The 14,037-nt window shown below is 74.7% G+C and carries 11 protein-coding genes and 1 riboswitch; of the genes, 8 read left to right on the forward strand and 3 right to left on the reverse strand.

Annotated elements, in window-relative coordinates:
- Positions 1–23: 23 nt before the first annotated feature.
- Both ACH4MY_RS15600 and ACH4MY_RS15605 read right to left on the reverse strand, forming a co-directional pair.
- A complete protein-coding gene (locus ACH4MY_RS15600; protein ID WP_398002902.1) occupies positions 24–1,445 on the reverse strand; it encodes a hypothetical protein in 1,422 nt (473 codons plus the stop codon).
- A gap of 100 nt (positions 1,446–1,545) precedes the next feature.
- Entirely contained in the window at positions 1,546–2,676 is a 1,131-nt protein-coding gene (locus ACH4MY_RS15605) for an alpha/beta hydrolase (protein WP_398002905.1), read from the reverse strand.
- 439 nt (positions 2,677–3,115) lie between these two features.
- On the opposite strand from ACH4MY_RS15605, the gene ACH4MY_RS15610 reads away from it, so the two are divergent.
- The 7 genes from ACH4MY_RS15610 (at position 3,116) to ACH4MY_RS15640 (ending at position 11,572) form a co-directional block, all read left to right on the forward strand.
- Positions 3,116–4,384: an anion permease gene (locus ACH4MY_RS15610; RefSeq protein ID WP_398002907.1), complete on the forward strand. Its 1,269-nt coding sequence runs from the start codon at positions 3,116–3,118 to the stop codon at positions 4,382–4,384.
- A 12-nt stretch (positions 4,385–4,396) separates the two neighbouring features.
- Positions 4,397–4,618, forward strand: coding sequence for a hypothetical protein (locus ACH4MY_RS15615; RefSeq protein ID WP_398002910.1), 222 nt, complete (start codon positions 4,397–4,399; stop codon positions 4,616–4,618).
- Between the two features lie 135 nt (positions 4,619–4,753).
- Positions 4,754–4,886, forward strand: a riboswitch (cobalamin riboswitch).
- A gap of 34 nt (positions 4,887–4,920) precedes the next feature.
- The gene (locus tag ACH4MY_RS15620) at positions 4,921–5,904 is read left to right on the forward strand and encodes a cobalamin biosynthesis protein (RefSeq protein ID WP_398002913.1); all 984 of its coding nucleotides are present in this window, start codon (positions 4,921–4,923) and stop codon (positions 5,902–5,904) included.
- Positions 5,901–7,409, forward strand: coding sequence for a cobyric acid synthase (locus ACH4MY_RS15625; RefSeq protein ID WP_398002916.1), 1,509 nt, complete (start codon positions 5,901–5,903; stop codon positions 7,407–7,409). Before ACH4MY_RS15620 ends, ACH4MY_RS15625 begins: the two co-directional genes overlap by 4 nt.
- Positions 7,410–7,464: 55 nt before the next feature.
- Positions 7,465–9,570 carry a putative cobaltochelatase gene (locus ACH4MY_RS15630; RefSeq protein WP_398002918.1) on the forward strand — a complete coding sequence of 702 codons (2,106 nt, stop codon included), beginning with the start codon at positions 7,465–7,467 and terminating at the stop codon, positions 9,568–9,570.
- On the forward strand, positions 9,570–10,178 hold the full coding sequence (gene cobO, locus ACH4MY_RS15635) for a cob(I)yrinic acid a,c-diamide adenosyltransferase (protein ID WP_398002921.1): 609 nt from the start codon (positions 9,570–9,572) through the stop codon (positions 10,176–10,178). The genes ACH4MY_RS15630 and cobO overlap by 1 nt, the downstream gene beginning before the upstream one ends.
- Positions 10,172–11,572: a cobyrinate a,c-diamide synthase gene (locus tag ACH4MY_RS15640; protein ID WP_398002923.1), complete on the forward strand. Its 1,401-nt coding sequence runs from the start codon at positions 10,172–10,174 to the stop codon at positions 11,570–11,572. Before cobO ends, ACH4MY_RS15640 begins: the two co-directional genes overlap by 7 nt.
- Before the next feature lie 2 nt (positions 11,573–11,574).
- On the opposite strand, the gene ACH4MY_RS15645 is transcribed toward ACH4MY_RS15640, so the two are convergent.
- Positions 11,575–12,303: a ZIP family metal transporter gene (locus ACH4MY_RS15645; protein WP_398002926.1), complete on the reverse strand. Its 729-nt coding sequence runs from the start codon at positions 12,301–12,303 to the stop codon at positions 11,575–11,577.
- 21 nt (positions 12,304–12,324) lie between these two features.
- Here ACH4MY_RS15645 and cobC point away from each other — a divergent pair, with 21 nt between their 5' ends.
- The gene (gene cobC / locus ACH4MY_RS15650; protein ID WP_398002929.1) at positions 12,325–14,007 is read left to right on the forward strand and encodes an Rv2231c family pyridoxal phosphate-dependent protein CobC; all 1,683 of its coding nucleotides are present in this window, start codon (positions 12,325–12,327) and stop codon (positions 14,005–14,007) included.
- Positions 14,008–14,037: the final 30 nt, after the last annotated feature.

Below are 14,037 nucleotides of genomic sequence, written 5' to 3' on the forward strand. Positions count from 1 at the left end.
CGGGCGGGGGCGCACGCCCCTCGTCACGCTCCCCCGGTGTGGACCTGGAACGCGGCCCTGCGGACCGCCTTGGCCAGGGCCGGGTCCGGATGGGCGGCGGCGAGGGCGACCAGGACCTGGACCGTACGGGGATGACCGACGGCCCGGACCTCGTCGAGCAGCGCCGGGACGGTGCCCTGCACCGCCGAGTCGAGGTGCCGGACGAGCAGCGCGCTCTCACCGTGGTCGGCGACGGCCGCCGCCGTGTCCACCCAGAGCCAGGTGGACTCCTCGCGGGTGAGGACCTCCTGGGCGTCGTCGGGGTCGGCGCCCTCGTACTCCGCCAGCCAGAGCAGCGCGTACGGGCGCAGGGACGGCTCAGCGACGGTGGCCCGCACCTCCGCCTCGGCGGGGGCGCCGACCACCCGGAGCGCCTCGAAGGCGAGCCCGCGCAGCAGCGCGTCCTCGCCCCGGGCGACGGCGAGCAGCTCGGCCACGGCGCTGGACAGGGTGCGGGCCGCGAGCCAGGCGCGGTACTCGGCGCGGGCCGGGCCGGGGGTCAGCCGGGCGCAGCCGCGGAGCATGTCCTCGGCGGACTGCTCGATGTTCCCGGCGGGGCTCTGCGCGGCGACGCAGATCTGCTCCAGCTTGACCCAGACCGCCCAGTTGCCGAGCGGGGTCAGGGTGGCGTGACGCCCCTCCGCGCCGGGGTCCAGGGTGAGCGCGCCGACGGCCGCCAGGCCTTCGAGGGCCCAGTCGAGGAGGGCCGGGAGCCCGTCGGTGCCGTGGTCCGGGCCGGGGACGCCCGCGGCCTCGGGGGCCGGTCCGGCGACCGGGACCTCGCAGCGCTCCTCCCGCAGCTCCTCGACGCGCTGGCCGAGCAGGTCGAGGAGGGCGGGGACGAGCACCGGGCCCTGGGAGAGCTGAAGCAGCGAGAGCACCTGCGGGACGGCCTCGACGACCTCGGCGACGGCGCTCGGCGCGACCCCCTCGGGGGCCGGGTGCACCAGGGACCAGGCGTCGAAGAGGGCGACCCAGCCGCGCAGCACGGCGGAGTCGTCGCGGTCCCAGGCGTGCAGCCGCCAGCCGGGGCGGGCGGTGTCGCCGTGGAGCTCCACGAGTCCGGCGAGCCGGGCTCGGTCCCAGCCGGCGCTGATCTGGCCGGGGGTCAGGTCGAGTGCGGCGGCGGCCCGTTCCTGGGCGGTGACGGGTCCGGGGCCGCTGCGGAGGGCCGCTCCGGCGCCGCGCTCGACGGCGGCCCAGCGGGCGATCCGTACGGCGTCGGCGAGGACGTGCCGGGCCTGGCGGGCGAGTTCCGCGCGGGGCGGAGTGCCCTCGGGCGGCCGCGGCGCCGGCCGGGTGCGCCGGGTCGTCACGGCCCGTCGGGCGGTGGCCAGGGCCCGCGGGCGGACGAGTCGGAGTCTGGAGTTGCGCGCCAATGGTTCATCGGGCTTTCGAGACGTCACGGGGGCAGTCTTCCCGCTGACGGCCCGAAAGCCCAATCGGAATCGGCCGCCCCGTCGGAACGGGCGGGGGGACGGGCGGGAGAGAGGAGGGCGTGAGGTCTCAGAGGAGGGGGGTGAGGAAGCGGCGGAGAGCCTCCTCGTAGCGGACCGGGTCGGCGTTCCACATCGCCGCGTGCGGGGCGTGCCGCACGGTCTGGAGGGTGACCAGATCGGGGCGGCGGGAGGCGAGTTCGACGGACTTCTCCCAGGGGGAGACCGTGTCGTCGGGGCCGTGGAAGAGCAGGACGGGGACGCGCAGGGCGCCCGGCTCGGAGACGTCCTGGAGCAGGTCGCCGCCGTGGGCCCCGATCCTGCCCTGGGCCGCGCGGACGGCGAGCGGGAGCAGCGGGCCGGGGACGTGACGGGCCGCGGCGAGGTTGCGGAGGGTGGCCTCCCAGTCCAGGACCGGGGAGTCGAGGACGAGGCCGCTGATCCGGTCGCGTACGCCCGATTCGGCCGCGGCGCGCAGGGCCATCGAGGCCCCGGTCCCCCAGCCGTGCAGGACGACCTTGGTCGCGCCCCTGCGGACGGCGTAGCGGATGGCGGCGTCGACGTCGCGCCACTCCGAGTCGCCGAGGTGGATCAGGCCGTCCGGGGAGGCGGGTGCCCCCTCGTCGCCGCGGTAGGCGGGGACGAGGACGGGGATCTTGCGGAGGTTGAAGAAGGGGACGACGTTCAGCGGGTGCTCGCGGGTGGTGCCGAGGCCGTGCAGGGCGATCACCCAGGTGGTGCGGGGGGCGGCCACCAGCCAGGCCGGCAGGGGGCCGAGCTCGCCGGGGATCTCGACGTCCTCGTGGGCGAGCCCGAGGGCGCTGATCGGGGTGCCGACGTGCAGCCCGGGGGTGAAGCGGACGCGGGCGCCGGGGCCGAGCACTCCGAGCTCGACCCGTTCCAGCCGCCGGACGGCGGTGTCGGCGGTGTGCGGGACCCGGTCGAGGACGGGGCCGACGACGGCGTGCAGGCCGTGGCCCTCGATCCCGTACGTACCGGGGCGCAGCGAGGCGAGGCTGCGGGTGAGGGTGATCCGCTCGGGGGCCGTCGCGTGCACGGTGAGTTTGGGATCCCCGGGCAGGGGACGTCCGGACGGCGCCCTGAGGGCGACGTCGCTGGCGTACCGGCCGGCCGCGATCACGGCCGCGCCGACACCGAGCAGAGTGGTGACGGCCGCTGCCGTCGCTGTAGCCGGGCGCACGCTCCCAGTCTCGGCAGGGTGGGGGCGACCTGCCACCGGACGGACCCGGCCGGGGGGGACCGGGAGTCGGACGGGGGCCGGCGAGGGGGGTGACCGGGAGTCGGACGGGGGCCGGCCGGGGGCGTCGGCGGGTACCTCGGGGACCCCCTGGGGAGTGACATGGGTCTCCTCGGCGGGGTCCCCCGGTCGGATGGTTCGTTCCAGGGAGCGGAACCGGGTGACGGCGGAGGAACCGGGGCAGGTCGCACGTGCCCTGTGATGGCCCGTATTACCCGGGGTTGCGGGGTGACCGCATCGTGGACACCCGGCCCTCCGGGACGCTAAGCGGAATCACTTGACACCGGATAGGGACACCACGCCGCCCGGCCCAGTTCACCTTCCGTTCACCCAGGTTGCTTACGTTCGGCTTGCCACTGACGTCAAACGATTGCCTGGGTAAATGGAACACATCACGCTGCTGCTCGCCATTGTGGTCGTGACAGCTCTCGTGTTCGATTTCACGAACGGTTTCCACGACACCGCCAACGCGATGGCCACGACCATCTCGACCGGTGCGCTCAAGCCGAAGACGGCGGTGGCCATGTCCGCCGTGCTGAACCTCGTCGGCGCGTTTCTGTCCGTGGAGGTCGCCAAGACGATCTCCGGCGGGATCATCAACGAAGAGGGCATTCGTACAGAGGTGATCTTCGCCGCGCTGGTCGGCGCCATCCTCTGGAATCTGCTGACCTGGCTGCTCGGACTGCCGTCCAGCTCCTCGCACGCCCTCTTCGGCGGCCTCATCGGCGCCGCGGTCATGTCGGCCGGCTGGTCGGCCGTGAACGGCTCCACCATCGTCACCAAGGTCCTCATCCCCGCCGTCGCCGCGCCGCTGGTCGCCGGCCTCGCCGCGATGCTGGCCACCAAGCTGACGTACAGGATCGGCGCCAAGACCGACGAGAAGCACACCGCCAAGGGCTACCGGGTCGGCCAGATCGCCTCCGCCGGTCTCGTCTCCCTCGCCCACGGCACCAACGACGCCCAGAAGACGATGGGCATCATCACCCTGGCACTGGTCACCGGCGGCGTCCTCGCCCCCGGCTCCAACCCGCCCCTGTGGGTCATCGTCTCCGCCGGTGTCGCGATCGCCCTCGGCACCTACCTCGGTGGCTGGCGCATCATCCGCACCATGGGCAAGGGCCTCACCGACCTCCGGCCGCAGCAGGGCTTCGCCGCCCAGACCAGCGCCGCGACGGTCATCCTGGCCTCCTCGCACCTCGGCTTCTCCCTCTCCACCACCCAGTCCTGCTCGGGTGCCGTGATGGGCGCCGGTCTCGGCCGCAAGGGCGGTGTCGTCCGCTGGTCGACCGCGACCCGGATGTTCGTCGCCTGGGGTCTGACCCTGCCCGCCGCGGGTCTGGTCGGCGCCGGTGCCGAGTTCCTCACCAAGCAGGGCCCCTGGGGCATCGCCGCCGTCGCGGTCCTCCTGGTCGGCGGCTCGGGCGTCATCTGGTCGCTGTCCCGCCGCAAGCCGGTCGACCACAACAACGTCACCGACGACGACCTCGACGCCGAGCCTGCGGGTGTCGTGACCACCGCCATCGCGGCCGTCACCCCGCCGCCGGCCGCCGGTTCCGTCGCCGCCGTCGCGGACGAGGACCTCAAGACCACCATCCCCGCGCCGGTTCCCACCGACCCGGCCGCTCCCCCGGCTCCCGCCGCAGCGGTGTAAGGAACGAACCACATGAAGATCGACTGGGCAGCTCTCGGCTCCGTCTTCGGAGTCAGCCTCGTGGCGACCCTCGCGCTCGTGGGCCTCTTCACCCTCGGCATCATCGGCCTCTCCAAGCAGGAGCAGGCCGCCGCCCAGGGAGGCTCCGCCGCGATGGCCCGCACCGGCGCCTACGCCTGCTTCGGCCTCTGCCTCGCGGCGGTCGCGTACGGCATCTACCTGATCGTCGCCTGACGGTCCTCGGGATCCCGGCCGGGCGGTCCGCACCTTCGGGTGCGGGCCGCCCGGCCGTCGCATGTCCCGCGCCGTGTTTGTGGTGCTTCGCACAGTGACCCGACGCAGGTCAAGGGTGAGTTGACGGGTGTTCTCGGGCCGTGGTGGACTGCCGAGGCCATTACGGCGGCAGTAGAGGAAGTCCGGTGCGAATCCGGCGCGGTCCCGCCACTGTGACCGGATCCGAAGGGTCCGGGAGTCAGGAACTCTCGCCGCCGGTCACGTCGATCCAGGGCGCGGACCCTGAGTGAGGACATAGCGCCATGCCCGGCCGCGGCCGCAGCGTATCCAGAGCCACCGGTGTCTTCGCCTACGGCGCGGCCCTCGGCCTCGCCGTCGACCAGCTCGTCGGCGACCCCCGCCGCGGCCACCCCGTCGCCGTGTTCGGCCGGGCCGCCGCCGCCGTCGAGGAGCGCCTCCACCACGACCACCGCGGCTGGGGCGCCCTGCACACCGCCGTCTGCGCCGGCTCCACCGCGGCCCTGGGCGTGCTCGCCGCACGGGCCGTACGGAACCGGCCGGCCGCCGCCGTCGCCCTGACCGCCGCCTCCGTCTGGGCCGTCGTCGGCGGTACGACCCTGGGCCGGGAGGCCCGCGCCATCGGCGGGGCGCTCGCCGCCGGGGACCTGGACGTGGCCCGGGAGCGGCTGCCGCATCTGTGCGGCCGCGATCCGCAGTCCCTGGACGGACCGGCGATGGCCCGCGCGGTCGTCGAATCGGTCGCCGAGAACACCTCGGACGCCGTGGTCGGCGCCCTCTTCTGGGGCGCCGTCGCCGGCGTGCCCGGCCTCGTCGCCTTCCGGGCCGTCAACACCCTCGACGCGATGGTCGGCCACAAGTCGCCCCGCCACCGCCGCTTCGGCTGGGCCTCGGCCCGGCTCGACGACGTGGCCGGCTGGCCCGGGGCCCGGCTGACGGCCGCCCTCGCGACCGTCGCCGGCGGGAACCCGCGCGGAGCCGTACGGGCCTGGCGGGCGGACGCGGCGCAGCACCCCAGCCCCAACGCGGGCCCGGTCGAGGCCTCCTTCGCGGGCGCGCTCGGCGTACGGCTCGGGGGCACCCTCTCGTACGGCGGGCGGGTCGAACACCGGCCGGTGCTGAACGGGGCGGGGCGGCCCGTCGAGGTCGCCGACATCGACCGGGCGGTACGGCTGTCGCGGCGGATCACCGGACTCACTCTGGCCGCCTGTGTGGGCGGCCGCATGATCATCGGCGCCCTGGGGGCCCGGAAGCGGAGGAACGCATGAGGGGTGGGGGGCTGCTGGTCGCCGGCACCACGTCCGACGCCGGCAAGAGCGTCGTGACGGCCGGCATCTGCCGCTGGCTGGTCCGCAAGGGCATCAAGGTGGCGCCGTTCAAGGGACAGAACATGTCCCTCAACTCCTTCGTGACCCGCGAGGGCGCCGAGATCGGGCGGGCCCAGGCCATGCAGGCGCAGGCCGCCCGCGTCGAGCCGACCGCGCTCATGAACCCGGTGCTGCTCAAGCCCGGCAGCGACCGCTCCAGCCAGGTCGTCCTGATGGGCAAGCCGGTCGGCGAACTGAGCGCCCGCGGGTACCACGGGGGCCGGCAGAAGGAGCTCTTCGAGCCGGTGATGGCGTGCCTGGAGGAGCTGCGGAGCACCTACGACGCCGTGATCTGCGAGGGCGCGGGCAGCCCGGCCGAGATCAACCTGCGGCGCACCGACATCGTGAACATGGGCATCGCACGGGCCGCCCGGCTGCCCGTGGTCGTGGTCGGGGACATCGACCGGGGCGGGGTCTTCGCCCAGTTCTTCGGCACGACGGCGCTGCTCGCCCCCGAGGACCAGGAGCTCGTCGCCGGCTACCTGGTGAACAAGTTCCGCGGCGACGTGACCCTGCTGGAGCCCGGACTCGACATGCTCCACGGGCTCACCGGGCGCCGGACCTTCGGCGTGCTGCCGTACGCGCACGGGCTCGGCATCGACGAGGAGGACGGCCTGCGGGTCTCCCTCCGGGGCGCGGTGCGGGAGTCCGTCGTCGCACCGCCGGTCGGCGCGGACGTGCTGCGGGTCGCGGTCTGCGCCGTACCGCTGATGTCCAACTTCACGGATGTGGACGCGCTGGCGGCCGAGCCGGGTGTGGTCGTGCGGTTCGTCGACCGGGCCGAGGAGCTCGTCGACGCGGATCTGGTCGTGGTGCCCGGCACGCGCGGCACGGTCAAGGCCCTCGCCTGGCTGCGGGAACGCGGTCTCGCCGACGCGCTGACGCGGCGCGCGGCCGAGGGACGGCCCGTGCTCGGCGTCTGCGGCGGCTTCCAGATCTTCGGCGAGCACATCGAGGACGAGGTCGAGTCCCGGGCCGGAGCCGTCGACGGGCTCGGTCTGCTGCCCGTACGGGTCCGCTTCGCGCGCGAGAAGACCCTCGCCCGGCCGGTCGGCTCGGCGCTCGGGGAACGGGTCGAGGGATACGAGATCCACCACGGCGTCGCCGATGTGCGGGGCGGGGAGCCCTTCCTCGACGGGTGCCGGGTGGGGTCCGTCTGGGGCACCCACTGGCACGGCTCCCTGGAGAGCGACGGGTTCCGGCGGGCGTTCCTGCGGGAGGTCGCGGCGGCTGCGGGACGGCGGTTCGTCCCGGCGCCGGACACGTCGTTCGAGGCGCTGCGGGAGGAACAGCTGGACCGGCTGGGCGACCTGATCGAGGAGCACGCGGACACCGACGCGCTGCTGCGGCTCATCGAGGAGGGGGCTCCGGCGGGGCTGCCGTTCGTGCCGCCGGGAGCGCCGTGACGCGGGGCCGTCCTTCGGGACATCAGCGAATCGAACTCGAGGAAAGGACCACCCGATGAGCACCCGGTATCCGTTCACCGCCGTCGTCGGTATGGACGACCTGCGGCTCGCGCTGCTGCTCAACGCCGTCAGCCCGGCCGTGGGCGGTGTGCTGGTCCGTGGCGAGAAGGGCACCGCCAAGTCCACGGCCGTCCGGGCGCTCGCCGAGCTGCTGCCCGCCGTGCCCGTGGTCACCGGCTGCCGGTTCAGCTGCGATCCGGGCTCGCCCGACCCCGGCTGCCCCGACGGGCCCCACGAGACCGGGCCCGGGAGCGAGCGGGCCGCCCGTATGGTCGAGCTGCCCGTCGGCGCCTCCGAGGACCGGCTCGTCGGCTCCCTCGACATCGAGAAGGCGCTCAGCGAGGGGGTCAAGGCCTTCGAGCCCGGACTGCTCGCCGCCGCCCACCGGGGCATTCTCTATGTCGACGAGGTCAATCTGCTCAGCGACCACCTCATCGACCATCTGCTCGACGCCGCCGCCATGGGCTCCTCCTACGTCGAACGCGAAGGCGTCTCCGTGCGGCACGCCGCACGGTTCCTGCTCGTCGGCACGATGAACCCCGAGGAGGGCGAGCTCCGGCCGCAGCTGCTCGACCGGTTCGGACTGACCGTCGAGGTCGCCGCGTCCCGCGAGCCCGAGCAGCGGGTCGAGGTCGTCAGGCGACGCCTCGCCTTCGAGGACGACCCCGCCGCCTTCGCCGCCCGCTGGGCCGACGAGGAGACCGCGCTGCGCGGCCGGATCACCGCCGCCCGCGCCCTGCTGCCCCGGGTGACCCTCGGCGACGCCGTGCTGCTCCAGATCGCCGCCACCTGCGCCGCCTTCGAGGTGGACGGCATGCGCGCCGACATCGTCATGGCCAGGGCCGCGACCGCGCTCGCCGCCTGGGCCGGCCGCACCGAGGTCACCTCCGAGGACGTGCGGCAGGCCGCGCTCCTCGCCCTCCCCCACCGGCGGCGGCGCTCCCCCTTCGACGCGCCCGGCCTCGACGAGGACAAGCTCGACGAGACCCTTGAGCAGTTCAGGGGAGACCCGGAGGAGGACCCCGAGCCCGAGGGGCCCGGGGACGGCGGTCCCGACGGGGGCGGCCCCGGTGACAACGGTCCCGAGGACGGGGGTCCCGAGGACGGGGGTCCCGGTGACGGAGGTCCCGGCGGGGGTGTTCCGCCGCAGGCCGACGGACCCGCCGTGGAGAACCCGCCCGCTCCCGAGGCTCCCTCCTCGCCCGACGAGGCGCCCTCGCCCGCGCCTCGGACAGCCGGTTCCGGGGAGCGGGCCGCCGTCGCCGCCTCCGAGCCCTTCCGCACCAAGGTGCTCAGCGTGCCCGGTCTCGGCCAGGGCGCGGCCGGGCGCCGCTCCCGGGCCCGCACCGAGCACGGCCGTACCACCGGCTCCGTACGCCCCCGGGGCGCGCTGACCAAGCTGCACCTGGCCGCGACCGTGCAGGCCGCCGCGCCGCACCAGAAGACCCGCGGGCGGACCGGGCCCGGCCTGGTCGTCCGCCGGGACGACCTGCGGCAGGCGACCCGGGAGGGACGCGAGGGCAACCTCGTGCTCTTCGCCGTGGACGCCTCCGGCTCGATGGCGGCGCGGCAGCGGATGAGCGCGGTGAAGGGCGCCGTCCTCTCCCTGCTGCTCGACGCCTACCAGCGGCGCGACAAGGTCGGCCTGATCACCTTCCGGGGCCGCGACGCCGAGGTCGCGCTGCCGCCGACCTCGTCCGTGGACGCGGCCGCCGCCCGGCTCGAGAAGCTTCCGACCGGCGGCCGGACCCCGCTGTCGGCCGGGCTGCTCAAGGCCCACGACGTCCTGCGGATCGAGCGTCTGCGGGACCCCTCGCGCCGCCCGCTGCTCGTCGTCGTGACCGACGGCCGGGCGACCGGCGGCGGCGCCGACCCGGTGGCGCTCGCCGCCCGCGCGGCGCGGCTGCACGCCGCCGAGGGCACGGCCTGTGTGGTCGTGGACTGCGAGACCGGACCCGTCCGGCTCGGGCTCGCCCGGGAACTCGCCCGTGAACTCGGCGGCACCGCCGTCACCTTGGACGAGCTGCGCGCCGACTCGATCGCCGGCCTCGTCCGGGACGTACAGGGAAACCGGAAGACCACTGCCAGGAGGGCCGCTTAATGCCGCAGGGACAGCCGACCGCCGTACCCGACGACGGTCTCACCACCCGTCAGCGCCGCAACCGCGCGCTGGTGATGGTGCACACGGGCGTCGGCAAGGGGAAGTCGACCGCCGCGTTCGGCATGGCGCTCCGCGCCTGGAACCAGGGCTGGCCGATCGGGGTGTTCCAGTTCGTCAAGTCCGCCAAGTGGAAGGTCGGCGAGGAGAACGCCCTCAAGGCGCTCGGCGAGACCGGCAAGGGCGGCACGGTCACCTGGAACAAGATGGGTGAGGGCTGGTCCTGGATCCAGCGCGAGGTCGCCGAGGGCGAGCAGTCGCACGAGGAGAAGGCCCGCGAGGGCTGGGAGCAGGTCAAGCGGGACCTCGCCGAGGAGAAGTACAAGTTCTACGTCCTCGACGAGTTCGCCTATCTGCTGCACTGGGGCTGGATCGACACCGCGGAGGTCGTCGAGGTGCTGCGCGACCGTCCCGGCCACCAGCACGTCGTCATCACCGGCCGCAACGCGCCGCAGGAGCTCGTCGACTTCGCGGATCTCGTCACCGACATGTCCAAGGTCAAGCACCCGATGGACGCCGGTCAGAAGGGCCAGCGGGGCATCGAGTGGTAGCACGTCTCGTCATCGCCGCGCCCTCGTCGGGCGCGGGCAAGACCACGGTCGCGACCGGCCTGATGGCCGCGTTCGCCGGCCGTGGTCTGGCCGTCTCCCCGCACAAGGTCGGACCGGACTACATCGACCCCGGCTACCACGCGCTCGCGACGGGGCGGCCGGGCCGCAACCTCGACGCGTACATGTGCGGGACGGGGCTGGTCGCGCCGCTCTTCGAGCACGGCGCGCGCGGGTGCGACCTGGCCGTGGTCGAGGGGGTCATGGGCCTGTACGACGGGGCCGCCGACCAGGGCGAACTCGCCTCCACCGCGCAGGTGTCGAAGCTGCTCAAGGCGCCGGTGGTGCTCGTCGTCGACGCGTCGTCGCAGTCGCGGTCGGTGGCGGCGCTCGTGCACGGGTTCGCGTCCTGGGATCCGGAGGTGCGGATCGGGGGCGTGATCCTCAACAAGGTCGCCACCGACCGGCACGAGCACCTGCTGCGGGAGGCGCTCGGGGAGTCGGGGGTTCCGGTGCTCGGGGTGCTGCGGCGGGCGCCGGCCGTGGCCACGCCCTCGCGGCACCTCGGGCTCGTTCCGGTGGCCGAGCGGCAGGCCGCGGCGGTGGCCGCCGTGGCCGCGCAGGCGGAGCAGGTGCTCGCCGGGTGCGACATGGAGGCGCTGCTCGCGCTGGCGCGCAGCGCGCCGGAACTGCACGCCGAGGCCTGGTCGCCAGAGGTCGCCGGGCGGCCGCGCGCCGGTGGCCCCGTGGTGCCCACCCGTGCCGCCCCGCGGGACGGGTGCCCGCCACCGCGGGTCGCTGTGGCCGGGGGCGCCGCGTTCACCTTCTCCTACGCCGAGCACGCCGAGTTGCTGACCGCTGCCGGGGCCGAGGTCGTCACCTTCGACCCGCTGCGGGACGAGGCACTGCCCGAGGGGACCTCCGGGCTCGTCATAGGCGGCGGGTTCCCGGAGATGTACGGGGGTGAGCTCTCCGCCAACGAGCCGTTGCGGAAGGCCGTCGCCGCGCTCGCCGCGTCCGGGGCGCCCATCGCCGCCGAGTGCGCCGGGCTGCTGTATCTGGCCCGGTCGCTCGACGGCACGCCCATGTGCGGCGTGCTCGACGCGGACGCGCGGATGTCGGAGCGGCTCACGCTCGGATACCGGGACGCCGTCGCCGTCAGCGACAGCGTGCTCGCGCCCGCCGGGGCGCGGATGCGGGGGCACGAGTTCCACCGGACCGTGATCGAGCCGGGTGCCGGGGCGCAGGCCGCCTGGGGGCTGCGGCAGCCCGAGCGGCGCGTCGAGGGCTTCGTGCAGCGGGGGGTGCACGCCAGTTACGTGCACACCCACTGGGCGGGTGCTCCCGAGGTGGCCGCGCGGTTCGTCGAGCACTGCGCGGGCGGTCCGGTCGCGTGAGGTCAGCCGCCGGAGACTCCCACCACGAGCCAGATGAAGCCGACGCCCGCCACCGTGCACAGCAGGGTGGAGCGGGCGGGGTGGTCGTGGTGGGCCTCCGGCAGGATCTCGGCGGCGGCCAGATAGAGCAGGGCGCCGCCGAAGAAGCCGAGATAGCTGCCGAGGAGTTCCTCCGGAAGGGTGAACAGCAGGGTGGAGGCGGCGCCGACGATCGGGGCGAGGGCGTCCGCGACGAGCATGGCGACGGCCTTGCGCCGCGCGTTCCCGTAGAGGCTCGTGATCGTGTACGTGTTGAAGCCGTCGGCGAAGTCGTGGGTGATGACGGCGAGGGCGACGGTGGCGCCCATGCCGCCGCCCACCTGGAAGGCGACCCCGAGCGCGACGCCGTCCATGAGGCTGTGACCGACCATCGCGGCGGCCGCCGTCATGCCGACCTGCGGGACCCGCTCGTCGGCCGCCACGCCGTGCGCGGCCTGGCGTACGGCGAGGAGCCGTTCCACGACATGGGCGAAGAGGAAGCCGCCGACGAAGAGGAGCAGGGCCTCCGGGACACCGAAGACCTTGTCACCCGCCGCCTCCAGGGCCTCCGGCAGCAGGTCGAGTCCGACGACGCCGAGCATGAGCCCGCCGGCGAGGCCGAGGACGAGGTGGCGTCGGTCGGTGACGCGCCCCGCGACCCAGCCTCCGAAGAGCGTCATGAGGAACGCGCCGAGCGCGACGACTACAGCCATGGGCCTTTGGTATCGGATCGGGTGGCGTCCGCGCACCTCGGCGTCGGGGCGCGGCCGGGCGCTCCGGTGGACGAGGTGCTCGCCCTGGTCGGGGCGGTGCTGGAGGAGGCGGGGCTGACGCGCGCGGAGGTCCGGTCGCTCGGCACGCTCGACGCGCGCGCGGCGGAGCCGGGTGTCACGGGGGCGGCGGCGGCGCTCGGCGTACCGGTGCGGGGGTTCACGGCCGAGGAGCTGGCCGCCGTGTCCGTACCGCATCCGTCGGCGCTGCCGCTGGCCGCGACGGGCACGGCGTCGGTGGCGGAGGCGGCCGCGCTGCTCGCGGCGGGCGGGGGCTCCGGTGCGGGGAGGGACGCGCGGGCGTCCGCGGACGGGGGTGCGCGGGCGGGGACGGGTGCGCGGGCGCCGGCGGACGGGGGTGCGCGGGCGCCGGCGGGTGCGGGGGATCGTCCCGGGTCGGGTGCCCGGGCCGTACTGGTCGTACCGAAGCGGAAATCCCGGCGCGTAACGTGCGCTCTCGCCGCTTCCGTCCCGTTGTGTCCGAACGAAGATGCCCCGGGCGTACGGTTGTTGCACCTGACTCACGGGTACATCGCTGGCGAGCCTGGCTCACCCCCCACCATCCCCACCCCCCACACGACGGCGGCCATGGACATGCACACGCGTACCGACGCCCACGACCTGCGCCACCACGGTGACGCCGAGGTCCGGGACGAGAAACTCATCGATCTGGCGGTCAACGTCCGGACGAACACCCCACCGGACTGGCTCCGGGAGCGGATCGCCGACTCCCTGACCGGACTCGCCGCCTACCCCGACGGCCGGGCCGCGCGGGCTGCGGTCGCCGAGCGCCACGATCTGCAGGCGAACCGGGTGCTGCTCACGGCCGGCGCGGCGGAGGCCTTCGTGCTGCTCGCACGGGCGCTTCCGGTGCGCAGACCCGTCGTGGTGCATCCGCAGTTCACCGAGCCGGAGGCGGCGCTGCGCGATGTAGGCCACGAGGTGGGCCGGGTGCTGCTGCGCGAGGAGGACGGTTTCCGGCTGGATCCGGCGGCGGTCCCCGAGGACGCGGACCTGGTGGTGATCGGGAACCCCACGAACCCCACCTCCGTGCTGCATCCCGCCGCCTCGATCGCCGCGCTCGCCCGCCCGGGACGGACGCTGGTGGTGGACGAGGCCTTCATGGACGCGGTGCCGGGCGAGCGCGAGTCGCTGGCCGGGCGGACCGATGTGCCGGGGCTCGTGGTGCTGCGCAGCCTGACCAAGACCTGGGGGCTCGCCGGGCTGCGGATCGGGTACGTGCTGGCCGAGCCGGAGACGGTCGAGGCGCTCGAGCGGGCGCAGCCGCTGTGGCCGGTGTCGACGCCGGCCCTGGTGGCGGCGGAGGCCTGCATGTCGCGGGTGGCGCTCGCGGAGGCCGAGCACGCGGCGCACCGGATCGGAGTGGAGCGGGCCCATCTGCTGGCCGGGCTCGCGGAGTTCGACGAGGTGCGGACGGTGGAGGGGTCGGAGGGCCCGTTCGTACTGCTGCGGATCGACGGGGCGGACGCGGTCCGGGAGCGGCTGCGGTCGCTGGGCTTCGCGGCCCGCCGGGGCGACACGTTCCCGGGGCTCGACCGGAACTGGCTGCGGATCGCGGTCCGGGACCGGGTGACGACGAACCGATTCCTCCAGGCCCTGGACCAGGCCCTGTTGATGGGCGGCTGACGGCGTACACGGGTCCGGGGAGGGCGACGT

This window comes from Streptomyces sp. NPDC017246 (assembly GCF_044331325.1).
In the GTDB taxonomy this organism is placed as follows: domain Bacteria; phylum Actinomycetota; class Actinomycetes; order Streptomycetales; family Streptomycetaceae; genus Streptomyces.